Genomic DNA, 20,781 nt, shown 5'->3' with positions numbered 1-20,781 from the left:
GAATTATGTTTGTATCTAAAGCAAGTGAAATGATTGAAATATGTAATAAAGAAAACATATCTATTGCAGAATATACTATAAGAAGAGAAATAGAGGATACAGGTATTTCAAGAGCAGAGTTAAATAGAAAGATGAGAGAAAACCTAAAGGTTATGATAAATTCTTCTAAAGAGGCTATGGAGAGAGAAGTTATATCAATTAGTGGGTTAATTGGTGGTGATGCCTTAAAATTAAGAAAATACTTTGAAGAAAAAGAAACACTTTGTGGTGATTTTACAGTAAAAGCTATGGCTAGAGCTCTATCTTGTTCTGAGGTTAATGCAGCTATGGGAAAAATAGTTGCAGCACCAACTGCAGGGAGCTGTGGAATTATTCCTGCGGTAGTTATAACAGCTGGAGAAAAACTTAAAAAGAGTGAAGATGATATGATTAAAGCTCTTTTCACAGCTTCTGGAGTAGGAATATTAATTGCCAAAAATGCTACTTTAGCTGGCGCAGAAGGTGGTTGCCAGGCAGAGTGTGGTAGTGCAGCTGCTATGGCGGCTGCAGCTGTAGTAGAGATGATGGGAGGAACACCTAAAATGGCCTTTGATGCAGGTGCCATGGTATTAAAAAATATTGAAGGCTTAGTATGTGATCCTATTGCTGGCTTAGTAGAAATTCCTTGTGCTAAAAGAAATGTATCTGGTGCTGTAAGTGCTCTAGCTATGGTGGATGTAGCTATGGCTGGTGTTGAAAGTAAAATACCTTTTGATGACACTGTTTTATCTATGTATAAAATAGGGAAAAATCTACCAATGGAGCTAAGGGAAACTGCTTTGGGGGGATTAGCTGTTACACCTTGTGGCTTAAAATTAAAGCAAAAAGCATTAGCTGGAGATAAATAATAATTTATAAAATATCACAGGTCAAAATTAGATATCATTGACCTGTGATATTTTATTTTGTAACTAATTATTTCAATGTTGAATAGAGTAAATGTAGAACTACTTACTAGGAGGAAAAAATGAAGTATGATTTTATAAAACAAATTATGCTTAAAAGGAATGTTACCAGAGAGTCTATTATTATATGTAGTATTTTATTAGTAGCTATATTTATAGTATTTATTCCAATCACTTCAAATATATTGGGTTGTATTGTGTATTCTATAGCTATGATACCATTAGCTATTGTTTTAGGGAGAAGCACATCCAAAATATCTGAATCTATAGGAGAGAAGCGTGGAGGGCTAGTAGCAGCTACAGCTGGAAATGTACCTGAACTTATGATGGGATTTTGGTCTATAAAATATGGGATGATATCTATGGCTAAAGCAGGATTACTAGGTGCTATAATTACAAATATGTTATTGGCAATAGGTATATCAGTATTTTTAGGAGGAATAAAATATAGAGAACAAAGGTTTAATAAGGTTCTAGCAAGAACAAATTTTAATATGCTATTTTTATTAATGTGCACTATAATAATCATAGCAGCTTTAGATAGATATTCTGTTGTAGGAGCCATGCAAATTGATAAGATAAGCAGTATTGTATGCTTTGTATTAATAGGAGTATATATATTAGGGCTCATATTTTCTCTTTATACACATAGTAGTTTATTTGTAGTAAAAGAAGAGGGAGAAGTACGTGGTGAGTATAATAGTAGCACCATAAGAAGATTATTTTTACTTATAATAATTATAACGATAATTCTTTATTTTATAAGTGAAAAGCTAATAGGAAATATTAATATTGTTACTCTACAATATAATATTTCGGAAGAATTTTTAGGTATAATACTCATTCCGCTGTTAGGTTCCTTTGGAGAAAATGCTTCAAGTATTGTTTGTGCTATTAATAACCAAATTGATGCAAGTCTTGAAACTGCTATAGGGTCGAGTATACAAATAAGTATGTTTGTAATTCCACTTTTAATAATATTTTCTTCCTCTATGGGTATAGAAATAGATCTGTTGTTTTCTACTTTTCAAATTATTATGTTAGCAATATCAATAGGCATGTCATATTTTGTTTTTCAAGATGGAAAGACCTATTGGTTTGAAGGAGGATTGCTTATAGCCACCTATATAGTTATAACTATGGCTTATTATTATATAACATAATTATAAGAATATAAATCTTGATTTTATAATATATATTATAAAGAGAAATAGATGAGTAGGTGCTTATATGTCTCAAAGAAGAGTGATAAATGATTATTGTCAAGATATAAATTGTCTAGTAGAAATATTAAATAAAACGGTATTTTCTTATAGAACACTAATAGGGGGAGCAAATGAATTAAATGGTATTGCATTAGCAAGTAAGCGAGAAGTTAAGGATGCATTAAAGAGAGCAAGGGCACTTGGCCAAGTTATTGATGAAGTTATAGATACATTAGGTTGTGTTATAGAGGATTATGATTGTTATTGCAAATTAAAATCAGAGGTAATAAGGTGCAGAGTAGATATAAATTGCATTGAATTAGAAATCCAAGAAGAATTAAAGGCCCAAAATTGACATATGAAATCTAAAAAAGAGATAAAACCAAAGGTTTTATCTCTTTTTTATTTTAAATTTACTAACCATCAAATAAGAAAATAAAATCATAATTACAATTATTGCTATGGTTGGTAGTGAGCGCATGCTATTAAAAATAGCTAAAATAGCTAAAATACTACCGGAGATAGTTATAGGAATTCCAGTGAAAACATTATTAAACTCTGAGCAATTATAACGAGCTAATCTAAATGCACCAGCTACAGGGAATATAATTAAAGGTATATATCCGATAGCACCAAATGAATCGAGATTATACATAGAGAAAATCAATATGGATGGAGCAACACCGAAGGAAACTAAATCACATAGTGAATCTAATTCTTTCCCTAAATCGCTATTTATATTTAAATATCTTGCAACAGTTCCATCATATCTATCTAAAAGTCCTGCTATAAGAATAAAAAGCGCTGCAGTTGTAAAATCATTATTGATAGTAAATTGGATAGACAAAACTCCGCATACTAGATTGCCTAAAGTCATAGCATTAGGTATAAATGCTTTATTCATATTATCACCTCTTAATTTAAAATAAGTTCTTGAAATAATATATTATATAATAAGCCATACATAATTATACTAAAGATTTACTAAAAAAGCTAAGGATTTCAATAATAATATTTTCTTTATAAACATTAAGATAATATTATTATGATTTAGTGTTAATATATATGGGATAAATAGAATATTATTTAGCAATATTTGAAAAAATAATGAATAGATGATAATATGAAATTTAGTAATAAGTTTGTATTATAGTAGCTTGGGGAGGATAATATGAAGAGAGTTAAATTTATTTATAACCCATTTTCTGGTGAAAACTCAATAGTTAGTGAGTTAGATAATGTAATTAGAATCCATCAAGAATACGGATTCATGATTGAACCTTTTAGAATAAGTAATACTGTAGATTTAAATGATGCATTTAAAGGTATTGATGAAAGTTATAAGTATATATTAATAGCTGGTGGAGACGGAACTATAGATTGTGTTATCAATAAAATGAAAGATAATAACATAGATTTACCTGTAGCCATTTTACCAGTAGGAACTGCAAATGATTTTGCTAAATATTTAGGAATGCCAAGTGATATATCTAAAGCATGTAAGCAGATATTGGAAGGTAAAATTAAAAGATTTGATCTTGGAAAAATAAATGATAAATATTTTATAAATGTAGCTAGTACAGGTATATTTACTGATATATCTCAAAAAACAGATTCCTCACTAAAAAATACTATGGGAAAATTTGCATATTATTTAAAAGGAGTGGAGGAAGTAACCAATTTTAGAAGAATACAGGTGAAAATAACCTCTCCAGTAGTAACTTTTGAGGGCAAAATATATACACTACTAGTATTTAATGGGCAAACTGCTGGAAACATAAAATTTACAGATCTATCTGAAGCTGATGACGGATTATTAGATGTAATTGTAATAAAGAGAGAAATATTTAAAAATGCCATTAATAACATATTGATTATGATGAAGAAAGGACAAATTGTGGATATGGATGGTGTGTTATATTTTAGAACTAAAGAATTAAAAATAGAATGTGATGAAGATATTAATACAGATATAGATGGTGAAAGAGGCCCTGATTTTCCACTTGAAATTAGTTGTGAAAGAAGAGCTCTAAGAATAATAGGGTATAGAGAAGTATAGTATTTATAAAAGTTACATCATAAAATAGTAATTATAAAAATATATATAATTAATAGTATTTTATGAGGAGAAAATTTTGGAAGGATATATATATATAATATGTTTACTATTAATGTTTATAGTACTCTATTTAGGAGTAACACGAGTATTTAGTTATGCTCCAGTTAAAATAAAGAGCATATGTATCATCACTTTTTTACTTGTTTTATTAAGATATTCCACCCTATTAATTTTTCTTTTGTTCGATAACATTAAGCATGTATATATATTAAAACATCTAACTTTTTTAAATATAATATATATACCACTATTGATATTTATAAGTTTTTATATAGGGTACAGAAATTCTAAGATGAATATCGTGTATTTTTATTATATTTTTTATATAGCAATAATTTTTTACGGCATATCAATATTTAAAATCCCTATTCAGGCTTATATATCACCTGTATATGGATATAACTTGATTATGTTAAGTATTTTACCCTATATAGTATTAATTATAGTAAATGTTTTTATGTTTATTGTTCTAGTAAAAGTGTATAAATACCCATATTGTATTAAAGTAAGTATTCTATATCAATGTTTATCAAGTATTTTTATGGTGATAACTATCTGTATTGCTTTAATGAATGCAGAATTTATGGGCATTATTATAATTGCTGAATTAATGTGGATGGCTACTTTAAATTATAACCTAAAGAGGTTTAAAGGAAAGTAGTGTGTGGCACAGAATTTTCATGGTATAATATGGGTTATAATTAACTTGATGGGAGTGATAATGTGACCCAATATATATATAATATTCTAACTTATCTAGTTCTCATTATACCATTTCTGTTTTTATTATATTATGTTATAAAGAAGGCAGTTAAAGATGGATTGTATGAATATGATAAAGAAAATAAGAATAGAATGAAGTGAAATATTTCACTATTAACTAAAAGCTAATCTATATGCATAAAAATTATGACATGTAGCTTAGCTTTCTCTTATAAATATACTATTGTAAGAGAAAAATAATTAATATGAGTTGATAGCAATACTTAGCAATTCATAGGAAATAAGAAAAATATTATGAAAAATCAGTCTAATTTACTTTTTTAAATAAATATAGACTTATTTTAAATAGAATAGTTACAAATTTGGAGTTTTCGATTATAATAAAAGTAGAGAATTAATATTTATTTAACTAAATTTTCATAATTACAGGTGGTGAATTTTTAATGGACGGTGGGCCTCGAAAGTATGGCTTAAACAATAAAATTTACAATTTAATAAAGGTATTAGAGGAATATTGTTCTATTAAGAAATAAAATATATTAACATATTCCTCTAGGATATAGGAGGAATATCTATGGAAAGACTAACTGAGTTTCATTTAAGCAATATTCTTAATAAACGAGTTTATGATGAGTTAGAGTATTGTATAGGAAAAATACAGGATATTTATGTAACTACAGAGGAAGGATATCCAAAGGCCATAGGATATAAAATTAAAAATGGCAGAGATATAGGGCATTTTGAGTTTAGAAACATAGATGTTTATAAAGATAATGGAAAGTTTATAATTAAGGTAGTCCAAGTTAAGGATATAATTCCAAGAAAATACTCATATTTATTATCTAAACACCTACTTGATAAAGATATAGTAGATGTAAATGGGAAAAAGATAGTTAGAGTTGTAGATTTAAAGATGATAAAATCTAATGGATATTTGAAGGTAGTAGGAGTTGAATCTGGTTCTCTAGCCATAGCTAGAAAATTAGGTATAGAAAAGGGATTAAATAAAGTTTTAAATGTATTTAATAAGGATGCAAAAGAAAATATTATATCTTGGGAAAGCGTTCAATCCTTAGAAATGGTAGATTCCTCATTGAAACTTACAACGACCTATAATAAGATCAGTAAATTACACCCTGTTGATATAGCAGAAATTGTAGCGGATCTATCACCAGAAGACAGGGTAAGGCTAATAGAAGGATTAGATATAGATTTAGCAGCAGATACTCTAGAAGAGCTTGATAAAGAGATAAAACAAGAAATTTTAACTAATCTCAATGAAGATAAGGCTAGAGAAATTCTTAATAATATGCCTAATGATGAAATAGCTGATATTTTAGATGAATTAGATGAAGAGACTGCAAATAGAGTATTAATAAATCTAGATGATGATGATGAAGTAGAGATAAGAGATTTAATGAAATATGAGGATGAAGTTGTTGGAAGTATTATGAATACAGATTTTATATCTTTTAATATAGATATTACTGTAGGTGAGACCATAAATATTTTAAGAGAATTAAAGCCAGAAGATGAGGTATCACACTACATTTATATAGTTGATAAAGGTGAAAAACTTCAAGGTTTCATATCGCTAAGAGACTTAATTGTATCTGATCCTGGAAATAAGTTAAGAGCTATTATGAATGAAAATTTGTTTAAAGTTAAGGATACTGATGAAATAGAAAAAGCTATTGGAGTAGCAATAAAGTATGATCTTTTTTCATTACCAGTAGTAGATGAATGTGATAGATTATGTGGAATTGCAGTGATGAATGATATTATTGATGAAATATTATCTCCTAGTTGGAGAAGAAAAATTAAAAAATCCAGTTGAAAAACATACCCTATCTTCAAAATTATGAAGGTAGGGTATGTTTTTCCATAAGCAATATATTTATATACAATATTAAAATTATAAATCAGCCATTCTCTTCATATATATGGTGTATGAAGGTGGTGAATTGAATGATAAAAATAATAAAAAGTATAGTAATAGCATTAATTACACTGGTGGCAATCTGTTTAATATATATATGGATACAAATATCCAAGTATGAGAATCTTATATATCCAGGAGTTTATATTGATGGAGTAGATGTTGGAGGGGATACAAAGTTAGAAGCTGAAAAAAAGCTGAGTAAATATTTCGAGGAATTTAATAGAAATAAGGAAATAAATATAAATATTGATGGAAAAGTATATAAATCAACCTTTGAAGAATTATGTATAAAAGTTAGTGAAGATGAAGTAATAAAGGAAGCACATGAATACGGTAAAGATTTCAATATTATTAAGAAGTATAAGCTTATAAAGTTAGATAATACTTATAAGTTATATAGTTCTGTATCTATAAATGAAGAATGTTTTAATAAATTTATTTCAAAAATAGAGAAAGAAGTTAATATTCCTTCAGTGAATGCTTTGATTGAGCATATTGAAGGAAGAGGATTTGTGGTTACACCACATAAAATTGGTAAGTTTTTGGATAGAGAAGGATTAAGAAATAAGATTCTTGATGAAGTTAATAAAAAAGAAAAGACAAATGAAATTGAACTTATCATAGGGCTAAAGGAAAAATTACCTTCTATAACAGAGGAAGAATTAAAAACTGTAAATACACTAATTGCATCTTATACAACATCATTTAGTAATTCTTCCTTTGCAAGGGGTAGGAATATAGAAGTAGCAACAAGATATATTAATGGATATGTGCTTATGAGCGGAGAGGAATTTAGTTTTAATAAAGTTGTAGGCAGAACCACAAGGGAAAAAGGTTATGAAAGTGCTAAAGTTATAGTTGGAGGAGAATTTGTAGACGATATAGGAGGTGGAATATGTCAAGTATCTAGTACTTTATATAACACTATACTTAAAACAGAATTACAGGTAAGTGAAAGAAGAAATCATAGTAAGCCAATTAAGTATGTACCACTAGGCCAAGATGCAATGATTTTCTACGGATATTCTGATTTTAAATTTATAAACACCTATGACTTTCCTATCTACATAGAAGGTAAAATTACTAATAATACAGTAACTTTTAAGTTATATTGCAATTCTGATGTGGCTGGAAAGGCTTATGTGGTAAAAACACCTGTAGTAAAAACTATTCCCCCTAAAATAAGGTTTATATATGATTATAATTTGAGAAATGGGGAAACAATCATAGAAGAAAATGGGAAAAATGGTTATATGCTTGAGACTTACAGAGAAACATATGAAAACGGTAAATTAATAAATAAAGAGTTAATAAGTAAGAGTAAATACAATGAGAAAGATCAAATAATCAGAAAAGGTCGATAATATATAACCTTCTTCTTTCTTTTATAGGGAAAGAAGAAGGTTAATTTGTTAAAAAAGAAAAAAAGGAAAAATCCTGTATAAGTAGAATAAATATACTATTGCATTTTAAATATAAGGAGGTTGGTTATGAATAACTATATAGCATGCATTGACAGTATAGTAGATAACGTTGAAAAGGTAGTTTTAGGGAAAAGAAGTGAGATTTTTAATTTATTAAAAGGTATAATAGCTGGAGGACATATATTGATTGAAGATGTACCTGGAGTTGGAAAAACTACATTAATAAAAGCTATAAAAGCTACTTTTGATTTGACCTTTAGTAGAATTCAATTTACTCCAGATTTACTACCATCTGATATTACAGGTGTATCTATATATAATAGCAGTAATGGGGAATTTATCTTTAAGAAGGGACCAATATTTTCCAATATAGTATTAGCGGATGAAATAAATAGAACATCGCCTAAAACTCAATCTGCACTCTTAGAGGTAATGGAAGAACTTCAAGTATCTGAGGGCGGGAGTACATATAGTTTAGAAGCTCCTTTTTTTGTTATGGCTACTGAAAATCCTATTGAATATGAGGGAACTTTTCCATTGCCAGAAGCTCAATTAGATAGATTCATGATTAAATTAAATTTAGGATACCCAGGTAAAGAAGAAGAGATATCAATATTAAATTTATATAGAGAGAAAAATCCATTGGCCACATTAAAGCCTGTGGCTAGTAAAAATGATATTTTAAACTTACAGCAGGCAGTTAGGAATGTAAGTGTTAATAGAGAAATAAATAAATATATAGTTAATATAGCAGATGGAACAAGGAATCATGTAGATATAGCATTAGGTGTAAGCACAAGAGCCACCCTAGCACTTCAAAGAATTTCACAGGCAACAGCTCTCATGAAGGGAAGGAATTATGTTATACCAGAAGATGTAAAAGAAAATGTGGAATTAGTGTGGTGCCATAGAATAATATTAAAAAATAGCGCAATTTCAAAAGGGTTAAAACCAGAAAAAGTATTATCTGAGTTACTAAAAGTAATACCAACGCCTAAGGTGAGTACAAATGATTAAGTTAAGGAAATCTTATATATTTGTACTTTTATTATCCTTAGGATTTGCTGTTTTTTCTGGAGGAAATTATCCTTATGTTATATTTTATACTGTTCTCTTAATGGGAGTATTTTCTTTAATATATGGAGAGGTAATTATGGAAAATATATACATAAAAATGAAATTTGATAAGATGGAGAGTATAGTAGGGGATGAGATAAAAACAACATTAAAAATAGAAAACTATTCTATAATGCCTATACCCTATCTAGAGATATTAAATTCATTCTTAATGGAAAACACGTATAGATATAATGGGGAAGTATTTTCTTTAAATATGAATTCTAATAGATTAATAAATAGAAGTGTAACTATCAATAAAAGAGGAGTATTTTCAGGCGGAACAACTTATGTGGTGATAAAAGATTTATTTGGATTAATTAAGTGTAAGGGTGAATATAAAAGTAATGGCTTAGTAAAGGTTTATCCTAGAATATATGATTTGCCTAATATCTATATAAAGGGAACAAATTATAAAAATCCAATTGTTAAAAATAGAAGTATGGGACGATATAATGGAGATAGTCTTGATAGTATAAGGGATATAAGAGAGTATCAGATTGGAGATAATGTTAAAAAAATTCATTGGAAGCTTACAGCAAGGCAAGGTAAAATTTTTGTGAAAAATTATGAAAGTGAAGAAGAAGCACTTGTCAATATCTTTGTTGACATGAGAGAAAAGCCTTATTATTTAGATAATGATGGAAAAGTAGAAGAACTGATGATAGATTTCGCCTTATCTCTTATACGTAATCAATTACGAAACAATATAAAGCCATATGTATATTTGTGTAACAGTGAAGCTAAAAGTGAAAAAATATATGGAGCTATGGAATATATGATGCTAAAAGAATATCTTTTAACTCATTATAGCGATGGAAAGCAAGAATTGGAGAAATTCATTCAAAATGGATTGACCAATATACAAAGAAAATCATCGTTAGTTATCATAACCAGTGATCTAAGCCAAAAGAATATGGAATATTTTTTGGCTTTAGCACTTTCAGCATATAAGGTTACTATATTTTATTATGAAAATCCGAAGGAATCCCAATTAAAGAACTTTGATACTTTTATTCAAAGAGGTATAGAATTTTATAGTATAATGGATTTATTACATTATAAAGGGAATTAGGTGTAAGTATGAGAAAAGAAAGAGAATATGGTTTAACCATAGCTATTGTTCTACTGAATTTATTGTTACTATTAAAATTAATCATAGAAAGCTTTCAGATAACAAATGTGAATTATATGTTTTTGATAATTTTAGTTTTACTCTCTATAACAATATTTTTAATGTATAAAAAGTATTTGTACAATAAAAAGCGTAAATTTATATGTTTTTTATTTGTAATTTTTATAGGGGGATATATAATATATAAAAATCAAAATTTGATTATTGAAGAGCTTAACTTTTTATGGGTTAATATAAAAGCTATAAATCAGGCAGCGCTATATGAGAGGAAAACAAATTATAGTCAATTTACGCATTTATTTATAATGATAATTCCGATAATAACATGGCTTATGTTTGTTGTTAACATTAAATTTAAGAATTTTATATTATTATTTAATGGACTAGTATTTTTATTATTTTGGTACTTAATATTAAATAAGTATGTTTTAAATAATCTAAATTGGTTCATATATGTGTGTATAATAACCATAATACTTAATCAACATGTCAGTAATAGCAATGAGGTTAAGGCAAGAGAACTGAAAAGTAGTATAAACATTAAACATATAATAATAAGCTCAGTGGTTATATCAGTAATTATTACAAATATAATTAAAATACTCCCTCAAGAAGCAAAGGGAAATACTGTAGAAGGAATTATAACGCAGTTTGAAAATAGGTTTGCTAAAAAAGATTCAGGAAACGGCGATGCACTATTAGCAGCAGAGCAAGGTTCTTACAATTTAACTTATTCAGGATATAGCGATAGTACTAAGAGATTAGGAGGGCGCATTAAGCTAGATAAGAAGGAAGTATTTAAGGTTAAATCAGATGCTAGCTACTATTTAAAAGGCACAGTTAGAGATTATTATAATGGAATATGTTGGACGTCAACACAAAGTACAAAGGAACTAAAGAAAAAAAGTAAAGATTATAATTTTTACACATCGAATTTAAGAAATGATAAAGAAGGGATAGATGATAGATATTTTAAGATAAAGAAAAAGAGTCTTACAATTTATCCTTCAAATACGCTTCAGGCCACATCTTTTTTTACTCCTAATAACACTATTAATATAAATAGTGGATATGAAAATATATATTATACAGATATACCTACTTTTTCATCAAATAACTATGTAAAGGAAACTTATATAGTAGACTATTATACCTATAGTAATTATAATAATAAAAGTTATGCACCTTATTTTGAAGGTATAGAAAATGGTGAGAAAATCAAGATTCCTGAAGAGGAAGATTATATATTACCTATGGATATTAAAAATGCTGACACTAAACTATCTAATAGCAGGTTAGAAAAGGTTTTAAACAAATATGAAAAATATTTGCAGATATCTTCTGTGGATGAAAAAGTATTTGAGTTAGTTGAGTCTATAATAAATGAAGAGAAAGAAAGTAAGGGGAGAGAGCTTTCAAATCATGATAAGGCTTTAGCTATAAGAAATTATTTAACAGATAATTATCCTTATACTTTGGATGTGTCAAATGTGCCTGAAGGTAAGGACTTTGTAACTTACTTCTTATTTAGTGAGAAAAAAGGATATTGCACTTACTTTGCTTCAGCCACCACTATGATGTGTAGAATTGCAGGAATTCCTACTAGATACGTAGAAGGTTTTAAAATGAGTGATAAACAAGATGAGACAGGTAAATATGTTGTCACCAATGGAGAAGCACATGCATGGAGTGAAATATTAATCAATCCAGATAGAGATCAATGGATAGTGGTAGATCCTTCACCTACGCCCACAGAACTTGAAGAGCAACAAAAAGAAGAGGAGATTAATAAACCTGATGTTAACGAAAATAATTTAGATAGTAATATAAATACTCCTAATAGAAATAATAAACCGATAATGGAAGAAGAAGGAGATTTTGTAGAGAAGAAAAAAGTGAATAAATTGGTTCTTGTTATAATAACAGTTTTATTGATTTTAGGTATCATAAAATCAATTAATATAATGAGAATAAATAAAGTTATAAATAGTAAAGGTACTACTTCATTATACTTGTATTACCTGCAAAGATTAAAAACTATAGGGATTATAAAACCTACAGGCAGTGGAGATTTAGAATTTGGACATTCAATGAATGAAAATGAATTAAAAAAACGAATACTAGTATTAGTCAATTCTTATTATGAAGAATTTTATGGAGGAGTTGAAGGTAGTAATTTAGATAAAAGAGAATACATTAAATTTATAGAGAGGTATATAAAAAATAGAGATAAATGGTATAAATATATATTATATAAATACCTAATAGTGAAATAGGAGGTCATAATGAAATATAAACTAATATGCGTCGATATGGATGGGACTTTATTAAATAATAATAAGGAAATAAGCAGTAGGAATAAAAAAGCTATAGAAAAAGCTAGTGGATTAGATGTGAAGTTTGCTATTTCTACAGGTAGAATATTTACATCAGCTAATTATTATGCAGATTTAGTTGGACTCAAGGCTCCAATAATTGCGTCTAATGGAGCTTATATAAGAGAAAAAGACATAAATAAAATAATATATAAAAGTTTACTAGGAGTAGACAGATGCAATTTGATATTAAAGATGTTTAAAGCTTTTGATATCGTTCCACACTTTTATACAAGCAATTCAATATATGCAGGGGAAATTGTGCACTCCTCTGCATATTATTCAGCTATTAACAAGAAAATGCCTAAGGAAAGAAGAATTCATATAGAAAAAATAGAGAACTGGGATGATTTATTTTATTCACAAGAGGAAGAACTGCTTAAGGCTGTAGCTATAGATGACGATATCAATAAAATAAGGCAGGCGAAGAATGCATTTTTAAATTTAGAGGGTTTTGAGGTTGTAAGTTCTCTTGAAAATAATTTTGAAGTAATGGTAAAGGGTACATCAAAGGGTCAAGGGGTTAAAATTCTATGTGATTATTATGGATTCACTAGAGATGAAGTCATATGTATAGGGGATAATGAAAATGACTTATCAATGATTGAATTTGCTGGGCTTGGAGTTGCTATGGGGAATGGTGAGGATTTTGTTAAACTTAAGGCAGATTATGTTACAACTTCTAATGAGGATGATGGCGTAGCAAAAGTCATAGAGAAGTTTATATTATGTGAGTAGAAGAATGATTATAATCTAGAAATATTATTGATTACCTATGATATTAAATACATGTGAACAGGTTGAGAATAAAATATTCATACTATACAAAAACTTTACTTGAAAATAGAATTAGAGTATTATAATTTTATGCATATTTTTATAGTTCTATTTATTAGGAGGTTATAAAGTGAATTTAAATATAGTATTGTTTCAGCCAGAAATTCCACAAAACACAGGGAATATCGGTAGAACATGTGTGTTAACAAATTGTAAGTTACATATAATAAAACCCATGGGATTTAGTTTGGATGAAAAAGCAGTTAAAAGGGCAGGACTTGATTATTGGCCACAATTAGAATTAGAAATTCATGAGAGTTATGAAGAACTAAGAGAAAAATATTTGGAGAATACGTTTTATTTTTGCACTACGAAGGGTAGCAAAGCCTATAGTGAAATCAATTTTAAAGAAGGGGACTTTTTGGTGTTCGGAAGAGAATCAAAAGGATTACCAGATTATATAAGAGATGAAAATAAAGATACTCTTATTAAAGTTCCTATGATTGAAACAACAACAAGGTCATTAAATCTCTCCAATACAGTTGCAATTATAGCATATGAAGGATTAAGGCAATTAGGATTTCCTAATATGAAGTAAGGAGAGTGGAATTTTGAACAAGATAAAAATAATAACAGATAGTACTTGTGATCTGCCGAAAGAGTTAATTAAAAAATTAAATATAGAGGTATTACCACTGGAAGTGACGGTAAATAATAAAACATATTTAGATGGTGAAGATATAACAATAAGTGAGTTTTTTGATGAAATGGATAAAAGTGAAGAGTCTCCAAAAACAAGTCAGATAACTCCTGTTAGATTTGAAGAAGTATATTCAAGATATATAAGCGAAGGATACAAAATCATTTCGTTGCACTTATCTTCTAAAATGAGTGGAACTTATCAATCAGCGTGCATTGCTAAAGATATGGTGGATAGTGAGAATATATATGTAATAGATTCTCAAAATGTTACTTGTGGATTAGGAATGCTAGTACTAAAAGCACACAAATTGGTTAGTAAAAATTCTATGAGCGTAGAGGAAATTGTTAAAGAATTAATAAAGACTATACCAAGAATAAAGAGTACACTTAATTTTGAGTCTTTAGACAATCTGGTAAAAGGTGGGAGATTGAGCAAGACACAAGGATTTATAGGTGGACTTTTAGGAATTAAACTAAATTTAGCAGTAGAAAATGGTGAAATGATTGTAAGGGACAAAGTGAGAGGAAGTAAAAAAGCATTAAGATATTTATTAGATTATATAGGCAATCAAGGAGTAAGTAATGAGGTTACTCCTATAGTTTTAAATGCGGCATCTGATGAAGAGAATAGAGATGTTTTAGCTGGTATTATAAATTATTTAATAGAAAACAATATAGAATATATAGAATCAGAAGTTGGATGTGTGGTTGGAACTCATTCAGGTAAAAATGCATGTGGAATATTTTTTATAGAAAAGAATTAGAACTTTTTAAGGGGTTATCTCATAAACTAAAGGAGAAACCTCTTTTTTATAACGTTAAAATTCAAATGGAAAGTTCAATATTTTTTAATAATATTTTATATTTTGAAAATTCTATAATTACTATAGGCAATTCAAATAGTGAAAATTAAAAAATATGTGGAATTTTAATTTATAGTATTGTATACTTTGATTGTAAGATAAATTTATAACAAATGGATGATGTTCGAAGGGAGATAATCTATTAAGTTAGATAGCCGAAGAAGCAAGTGATATTTTAGCCAAAGCTCACGAAACTTTCAGGCAAAAGGACCGAGAACGGACATAACTCTGGAAAGCGAAAAGCACCGAAGGAGTAAAGCTCTCAGGTTCAAATACAGAGGACGTATGGCAATGGTTTTGTCATATGTCCTTTTCGTTGTGTTAAGGAGGTTTTTAAGTGGTAGAGCCATTATTTATTGTTACAAATAATCCAATGTCTAAGATAAAGTTTGAAAGCAAGTACATAGTAGAATTCATAGAAGGACCTCAAATGGATGTAATAAAAAAAGTGAGGGATTATATACATAAAGGTCACAGATTACTAACACATCCACTTATGGGAAGTGTAAAACCTAATGAAACACCATATAGGACCATTTGTGTATCTAAGGATGTAATAATAGGCACAGACCTTAAGTCATTAGACATAATAGAAAATAGTATATATACTACTGAAAAATTTTTAAAGGATTTTAAAACTCCAAATTGGAGTGAAAAAATATTATTAGATTTTCAACTAATAGATTCAGACTTAATAGATCATGCTATTAATTAAGGAGGTAGGAATAATGTCACAAATTTATGATACTATTATAATCGGAGGGGGTCCTGCAGGATTATCAGCAGGATTGTATGCTTCAAGATCAAGAATGAAGACACTACTAATTGAAAGAGCTAAGTTTGGAGGTCAGGCTACAACTACTGACGAGCTTGAAAACTATCCAGGTTCAATAGAAGAGTGTACAGGAACTGCTTTAAGCCAAAGAATGAGAAAACAAGCAGAAGAGTTTGGTACAGAATTTGTAAAAGATGAAGTTGTAGAGGTGGAGTTAGAAGGAGAAGTTAAAACTATTAAATGTAGAGGTGGAGAATATCAAGCCAAAACTATAATTATAGCTACAGGAGCGACTCCAAGGTTAGGTGGATTTAAGAACGAAATTGAATTAAGAGGAAGAGGAGTTTCTTATTGTGCTACATGTGATGCAGACTTCTTTACAGATTTAGATATAGCAGTTATAGGTGGAGGAGACTCAGCTATTACAGAGGCAATATACTTAGCTAAGTTTGGTGAGACAGTAACAGTTGTTCATAGAAGGGATGCACTAAGAGCTGCAAAATCTTTACAAGAGAAAGCTTTCGCGAATCCAAAAATAAAGTTTGTTTGGGATTCTACAGTAGAAGAAGCTAAAGGTGAAGAAATACTTGAAAGCTTAGTTCTTAAAAATGTTAAAACTGGTGAAATTAGTGAATTAGCTGTAAATGGATGCTTTGTATTCGTTGGGTACTTACCAATATCTGAATTATTTAAGGGAAAAATAAATATGACAGATAGAGGAGATATTATCACTGATGAGGAAATGAGAACTAATATTAAAGGAGTATTTGCTGCAGGAGATGTTAGGGAAAAGTCTTTAAGACAAGTTATAACAGCTGCTGCTGATGGAGCTATTGCAGCTACTAATGCAGAGCATTATATAGAAGGGAATCTGCACTAGTTTTATAATAATGTGTAAAATTTAGTGTAAAAAGAAATAATAATATAAAACTACTTATAAGATATGAAGGGAAGGGATTTAAATGTTAGAATTAAACAAAGATAATTTCGAGGCTGAGGTGCTTCAAAGTGATAAACCAGTATTTGTGGATTTTTGGGGAGATAAATGTGAAATTTGTATTGAATTAATGCCAGGGGTTCATGGATTAGAGGAAAAATATTCAGATAAGATAAAGTTTGGTAGCTTAAACATAGGAGGCGCAAGAAGAGTAGCAATAGGACAAAAAGTTTTAGGCTTACCTACTATGAAAATATATAATGGTGGAGAATGTGTAGCTACAATAACTCCAGATAAAATAACTACACTAGCTGATATTGACAACTTTATAAAAGCATATTACGAATCTATTTAGTAAAGGTTTTTAGATGTGGAGGTACAGCCTCCCATCTTGAAATAAAATACCAAAGTGTACCTATTATTTTAGGAGGTGAATGTTTTGCGTCTAGAGATTGGAAATATATTAATAAAAGATCTTCAATTTGGACCAGAAACAAAAGTTGAGAATGGAGTCCTTTATGTAAATAAAGAGGAATTATTAAAAGAGGTATCCGGAGATGAAAAAATAGCTAGTATCAACTTTGATATAGCAAGACCAGGTGAGGAAGTAAGAATAATCCCTGTTAAAGACGTAATTGAACCAAGGGTAAAAGTAGAAGGGGATGGAGGAATATTCCCAGGTTTTATAAGTAAAGTAGATACAGTAGGTTCAGGAAGAACTCATGTTTTAAAGGGTGCTGCTGTAGTTACAACTGGAAAAATCGTAGGTTTTCAAGAGGGAATTGTGGATATGTGTGGAGAGGGTGCTAAATATACACCATTCTCAAAAACAAATAATTTAGTAGTTATTTGTGAACCAAAAGAAGGCATACTTCAACATGATCATGAAGAAGCAGTTAGAATGGTAGGCTTTAAAACTGCTGTTTACCTTGGAAAAGCTGGGAAAAATGTTGAACCAGATGAAGTTAAAATTTTCGAAACATTGCCATTATTACAACAAGTAGCTCAATATCCAGAGTTACCAAAAGTAGTATATGTTTATATGCTTCAAACCCAAGGATTATTGCATGACACTTATGTATATGGAGTAGATGCTAAGAAAATAGTACCTACAATAATATATCCAACAGAAGTATTTGATGGCGCAATAGTAAGTGGAAATTGTGTGTCTGCTTGTGATAAGAATCCATCATATGTCCATATGAATCATCCTATTATAGAAGATTTATATGAAAGACATGGTAAAGACATAAACTTTATTGGTTGTGTAATCACTAATGAGAACGTATACCTTGCTGATAAGGAAAGATCTTCAAGCATGGTTGCTAAATTAGTAGAATTTTTAGGAGCAGATGCAGCTATAATTTCTGAAGAAGGATTTGGAAACCCAGATGCCGATTTAGTTATGAATTGCAATAAAGTAACTGATAAGGGAATAAAAACTGTGCTATTAACTGATGAGTATGCTGGGCAAGATGGCATGTCACAATCATTAGCAGATTCAACACCAAAAGGCGATGCAGTAGTAACTGGTGGAAATGCTAACCAGGTTATAGTTTTATCCCCAATGAAGAGAGTTATTGGACATATAGAAGCTGCGGATATAATAGCTGGTGGACACGTTGGAAGCTTAAGAGAAGATGGAAGCATAGAAGCTGAAATACAAGTTATAACTGGAGCTACTAGTGAGGTAGGATTTAACTATTTAACAGCAAAAGGTTATTAATCACAGAACACAATTGACAGAACAAAAATATTTATGAATTTCAAAGGAGAGAGAGAAATGTTACAAGGAAAAAAGGCTATATGCATAGGTGATAGAGATGGAATACCAGGACCAGCTATAGAAGCTTGTCTAAAATCAGCAGGAGCAGAAGTAGTTTTTGCATCAACAGAATGCTTTGTCTGAACTGCTGCAGGTGCAATGGATCTGGAGATCCAACAAAGAGTTAAAGATTTAACAGAAAAATATGGTGCAGAAAACATGGTAGTAGTTATCGGCGGAGCAGAAGCAGAAGCATCAGGATTGTCTGCTGAAACAGTTACAGCTGGAGACCCAACTTTCGCAGGTCCTTTAGCAGGAGTTGAATTAGGATTGAGAGTTTATCATGTTGTTGAGCCAGAAATTAAAGATGAATGTGATGAAGCAGTTTATGATGAACAATGTGGAATGATGGAAATGGTTCTTGAAGTTGAAGAAATCACAAATGAAGTAAAATCTGTTAGAGACCAATATTGTAAATATGTTTAAATTCAATATAAATACAAAATATTTGTTCTAAAGTAAAAGGAATAAGACTTTACTTAAGGTCAATTCCCATGAAAGGGGGAAAATCCATGTTAAAAATAGTTCACTATATAAACCAATTCTATGCAGGAATAGGTGGAGAAGATAAAGCGGATATAAAACCAGAGGTTCGTGAGGGTTTTGTTGGTCCAGGTATGGGACTTAATGGATTACTAAAAAAAGAAGGTGTGGAGATAGTTGCCACTGTAATATGTGGAGATTCATACTTTGCTGAGAATACTAAAGAAGCAGAAAAAGAAATACTAGAGATGGTGAAAAAATATAATCCTGATTTATTTATAGCTGGGCCAGCATTTAATGCAGGTAGATATGGAGTAGCATGTGGTGAGATATGTAAGGTAGTTAAAGAAGAATTAAATATTCCAGTATTATCAGCTATGTATATTGAGAACCCAGGTGCAGATATGTATAAAAAAGAATTATATATAGTATCTACAAGAAACAGTGCAGTAGGTATGAGAGATGCACTTCCTAAGATGGCTAAACTTGCATTAAAGCTAGCTAAAGATGAAGAAATAGGAAGCCCAGTAGAAGAAAACTATATCGAAAGAGGAATAAGAAAGAATTACTTTGCTACAGAAAGAGGTTCTAAGAGAGCCGTTGATATGCTTGTTAAAAAGCTAAAGGGAGAAGAATTTGTAACAGAATTCAAAATGCCTAATTTTGACAGAGTAGAGCCAAATACTCCAATTAAAGATATAACTAAAGCTACAATAGCTATAGTTACCTCTGGTGGTATAGTTCCAAAAGGAAACCCAGATCATATTGAATCTTCTTCAGCTTCTAAGATTGGTAAATATGATATAGAAGGAATAGATGATTTAACTTCTGAAAACTTCGAAACAGCACACGGTGGTCATGACCCTGTATATGCGAATGAAGATCCAGATAGAGTTATTCCTGTAGACGTATTAAGAAGCTTAGAAAAAGAAGGTAAAATAGGTAAATTGCACAGATACTTCTATTCAACAGTAGGTAATGGAACAGCTGTTGCTTCATCTAAAAAATATGGTGAATTTTCAGCTAAAGAGTTAATTGCTGATGGAGTAGATGCAGTTATACTAACCTCTACGTGAGGAACTTGTACACGTTGCGGTGCAACGCTAGTTAAAGAAATAGAAAGAGCTGGATTACCTGTAGTACACATGTGTACAATAACTCCAGTTTCAGTAACAGTTGGTGCTAATAGAATAATACCAACTGTGGCAATTCCTCACCCACTTGGAAACCCTGCATTAACCAAGGAAGATGAGTATGCATTAAGAAGAAAATTAGTTGAAAAAGCATTATTGGCTCTTGAAACAGAAGTTGAAGGCCAAAAGGTTTTTGAGTAATAATTAAATGAATAATTAGGGGACATAATAGTTCCCTAATTATTTGATAATATTCTAGTGCATATTGCATAATGAATAATTATAAAAAATTATTTATTATGG

The 20,781-nt window shown here is 29.7% G+C and carries 19 protein-coding genes and 1 riboswitch; of the genes, 18 read left to right on the top strand and 1 reads right to left on the bottom strand.

Going from position 1 to position 20,781, the window contains the following annotated elements:
* Positions 1 to 5 precede the first annotated feature (5 nt).
* The 3 genes from sdaAA (at position 6) to ACI48Q_RS16870 (ending at position 2,504) form a co-directional block, all read left to right on the top strand.
* Positions 6 to 887, top strand: a complete 882-nt coding sequence (gene sdaAA / locus ACI48Q_RS16880; RefSeq protein ID WP_474920283.1) for an L-serine ammonia-lyase, iron-sulfur-dependent, subunit alpha — start codon at positions 6 to 8, stop codon at positions 885 to 887.
* A 119-nt stretch (positions 888 to 1,006) separates the two neighbouring features.
* Entirely contained in the window at positions 1,007 to 2,107 is a 1,101-nt protein-coding gene (gene cax, locus ACI48Q_RS16875; protein WP_474920282.1) for a calcium/proton exchanger, read from the top strand.
* Positions 2,108 to 2,174: 67 nt separating this feature from the next.
* Positions 2,175 to 2,504 (top strand): hypothetical protein, encoded by a 330-nt coding sequence (locus ACI48Q_RS16870; protein WP_474920281.1) that lies wholly within the window; start codon positions 2,175 to 2,177, stop codon positions 2,502 to 2,504.
* Positions 2,505 to 2,540: 36 nt separating this feature from the next.
* On the opposite strand, the gene pssA is transcribed toward ACI48Q_RS16870, so the two are convergent.
* Positions 2,541 to 3,053 carry a CDP-diacylglycerol--serine O-phosphatidyltransferase gene (gene pssA, locus ACI48Q_RS16865; protein WP_474920280.1) on the bottom strand — a complete coding sequence of 171 codons (513 nt, stop codon included), beginning with the start codon at positions 3,051 to 3,053 and terminating at the stop codon, positions 2,541 to 2,543.
* A 267-nt stretch (positions 3,054 to 3,320) separates the two neighbouring features.
* Here pssA and ACI48Q_RS16860 point away from each other — a divergent pair, with 267 nt between their 5' ends.
* The 15 genes from ACI48Q_RS16860 to grdB all read left to right on the top strand — a co-directional run bounded on the left by ACI48Q_RS16860 (position 3,321) and on the right by grdB (position 20,679).
* On the top strand, positions 3,321 to 4,208 hold the full coding sequence (locus ACI48Q_RS16860) for a YegS/Rv2252/BmrU family lipid kinase (protein WP_474920279.1): 888 nt from the start codon (positions 3,321 to 3,323) through the stop codon (positions 4,206 to 4,208).
* Between the two features lie 1,357 nt (positions 4,209 to 5,565).
* On the top strand, positions 5,566 to 6,828 hold the full coding sequence (locus ACI48Q_RS16855; protein ID WP_474920278.1) for a magnesium transporter: 1,263 nt from the start codon (positions 5,566 to 5,568) through the stop codon (positions 6,826 to 6,828).
* A 131-nt stretch (positions 6,829 to 6,959) separates the two neighbouring features.
* Complete coding sequence (locus tag ACI48Q_RS16850) at positions 6,960 to 8,297, top strand: VanW family protein (protein WP_474920277.1); 1,338 nt, start codon at positions 6,960 to 6,962, stop codon at positions 8,295 to 8,297.
* Between the two features lie 126 nt (positions 8,298 to 8,423).
* Positions 8,424 to 9,374: an AAA family ATPase gene (locus ACI48Q_RS16845; RefSeq protein WP_474920276.1), complete on the top strand. Its 951-nt coding sequence runs from the start codon at positions 8,424 to 8,426 to the stop codon at positions 9,372 to 9,374.
* A complete protein-coding gene (locus tag ACI48Q_RS16840; RefSeq protein ID WP_474920275.1) occupies positions 9,367 to 10,548 on the top strand; it encodes a DUF58 domain-containing protein in 1,182 nt (393 codons plus the stop codon). The genes ACI48Q_RS16845 and ACI48Q_RS16840 overlap by 8 nt, the downstream gene beginning before the upstream one ends.
* A gap of 8 nt (positions 10,549 to 10,556) precedes the next feature.
* Positions 10,557 to 12,884, top strand: a complete 2,328-nt coding sequence (locus ACI48Q_RS16835) for a transglutaminase-like domain-containing protein (protein ID WP_474920274.1) — start codon at positions 10,557 to 10,559, stop codon at positions 12,882 to 12,884.
* Positions 12,885 to 12,893: 9 nt separating this feature from the next.
* Entirely contained in the window at positions 12,894 to 13,721 is an 828-nt protein-coding gene (locus ACI48Q_RS16830; RefSeq protein ID WP_474920273.1) for a Cof-type HAD-IIB family hydrolase, read from the top strand.
* Positions 13,722 to 13,890: 169 nt separating this feature from the next.
* Entirely contained in the window at positions 13,891 to 14,358 is a 468-nt protein-coding gene (locus ACI48Q_RS16825; RefSeq protein ID WP_474920272.1) for a tRNA (cytidine(34)-2'-O)-methyltransferase, read from the top strand.
* A 13-nt stretch (positions 14,359 to 14,371) separates the two neighbouring features.
* The gene (locus ACI48Q_RS16820) at positions 14,372 to 15,226 is read left to right on the top strand and encodes a DegV family protein (RefSeq protein WP_474920271.1); all 855 of its coding nucleotides are present in this window, start codon (positions 14,372 to 14,374) and stop codon (positions 15,224 to 15,226) included.
* A gap of 216 nt (positions 15,227 to 15,442) precedes the next feature.
* A riboswitch (glycine riboswitch) is annotated at positions 15,443 to 15,548 on the top strand.
* 114 nt (positions 15,549 to 15,662) lie between these two features.
* Positions 15,663 to 16,040, top strand: a complete 378-nt coding sequence (locus ACI48Q_RS16815) for a GrdX family protein (RefSeq protein ID WP_474920270.1) — start codon at positions 15,663 to 15,665, stop codon at positions 16,038 to 16,040.
* A 13-nt stretch (positions 16,041 to 16,053) separates the two neighbouring features.
* The gene (gene trxB, locus ACI48Q_RS16810; RefSeq protein ID WP_474920269.1) at positions 16,054 to 16,980 is read left to right on the top strand and encodes a thioredoxin-disulfide reductase; all 927 of its coding nucleotides are present in this window, start codon (positions 16,054 to 16,056) and stop codon (positions 16,978 to 16,980) included.
* A gap of 82 nt (positions 16,981 to 17,062) precedes the next feature.
* Positions 17,063 to 17,392: a thioredoxin family protein gene (locus ACI48Q_RS16805; protein ID WP_474920268.1), complete on the top strand. Its 330-nt coding sequence runs from the start codon at positions 17,063 to 17,065 to the stop codon at positions 17,390 to 17,392.
* An 84-nt stretch (positions 17,393 to 17,476) separates the two neighbouring features.
* Positions 17,477 to 18,763 (top strand): glycine/sarcosine/betaine reductase component B subunit, encoded by a 1,287-nt coding sequence (locus tag ACI48Q_RS16800; protein WP_474920267.1) that lies wholly within the window; start codon positions 17,477 to 17,479, stop codon positions 18,761 to 18,763.
* Positions 18,764 to 18,820: 57 nt separating this feature from the next.
* On the top strand, positions 18,821 to 19,288 hold the full coding sequence (gene grdA, locus ACI48Q_RS16795; protein ID WP_474920266.1) for a glycine/sarcosine/betaine reductase complex selenoprotein A: 468 nt from the start codon (positions 18,821 to 18,823) through the stop codon (positions 19,286 to 19,288).
* An 86-nt stretch (positions 19,289 to 19,374) separates the two neighbouring features.
* Complete coding sequence (gene grdB, locus ACI48Q_RS16790) at positions 19,375 to 20,679, top strand: glycine reductase complex selenoprotein B (protein WP_474920265.1); 1,305 nt, start codon at positions 19,375 to 19,377, stop codon at positions 20,677 to 20,679.
* Positions 20,680 to 20,781: the final 102 nt, after the last annotated feature.

The organism is Clostridium sp. LXY-7 (assembly GCF_056172015.1).
Note: the sequence above shows the minus strand (reverse complement) of the source record. Positions and strands in the feature narration are given on the sequence as shown.

Coding starts and splice junctions, on each gene's coding strand:
- ACI48Q_RS16870 (WP_474920281.1), top strand. CDS start 2,175: ATGTCTCAAAGAAGAGTGATAAATGATTATTGTCAAGATATAAATTGT.
- ACI48Q_RS16805 (WP_474920268.1), top strand. CDS start 17,063: ATGTTAGAATTAAACAAAGATAATTTCGAGGCTGAGGTGCTTCAAAGT.
- ACI48Q_RS16855 (WP_474920278.1), top strand. CDS start 5,566: ATGGAAAGACTAACTGAGTTTCATTTAAGCAATATTCTTAATAAACGA.
- pssA (WP_474920280.1), bottom strand. CDS start 3,053: ATGAATAAAGCATTTATACCTAATGCTATGACTTTAGGCAATCTAGTA.
- ACI48Q_RS16850 (WP_474920277.1), top strand. CDS start 6,960: ATGATAAAAATAATAAAAAGTATAGTAATAGCATTAATTACACTGGTG.
- ACI48Q_RS16835 (WP_474920274.1), top strand. CDS start 10,557: ATGAGAAAAGAAAGAGAATATGGTTTAACCATAGCTATTGTTCTACTG.
- ACI48Q_RS16860 (WP_474920279.1), top strand. CDS start 3,321: ATGAAGAGAGTTAAATTTATTTATAACCCATTTTCTGGTGAAAACTCA.
- cax (WP_474920282.1), top strand. CDS start 1,007: ATGAAGTATGATTTTATAAAACAAATTATGCTTAAAAGGAATGTTACC.
- trxB (WP_474920269.1), top strand. CDS start 16,054: ATGTCACAAATTTATGATACTATTATAATCGGAGGGGGTCCTGCAGGA.
- sdaAA (WP_474920283.1), top strand. CDS start 6: ATGTTTGTATCTAAAGCAAGTGAAATGATTGAAATATGTAATAAAGAA.
- ACI48Q_RS16840 (WP_474920275.1), top strand. CDS start 9,367: ATGATTAAGTTAAGGAAATCTTATATATTTGTACTTTTATTATCCTTA.
- ACI48Q_RS16845 (WP_474920276.1), top strand. CDS start 8,424: ATGAATAACTATATAGCATGCATTGACAGTATAGTAGATAACGTTGAA.
- ACI48Q_RS16830 (WP_474920273.1), top strand. CDS start 12,894: ATGAAATATAAACTAATATGCGTCGATATGGATGGGACTTTATTAAAT.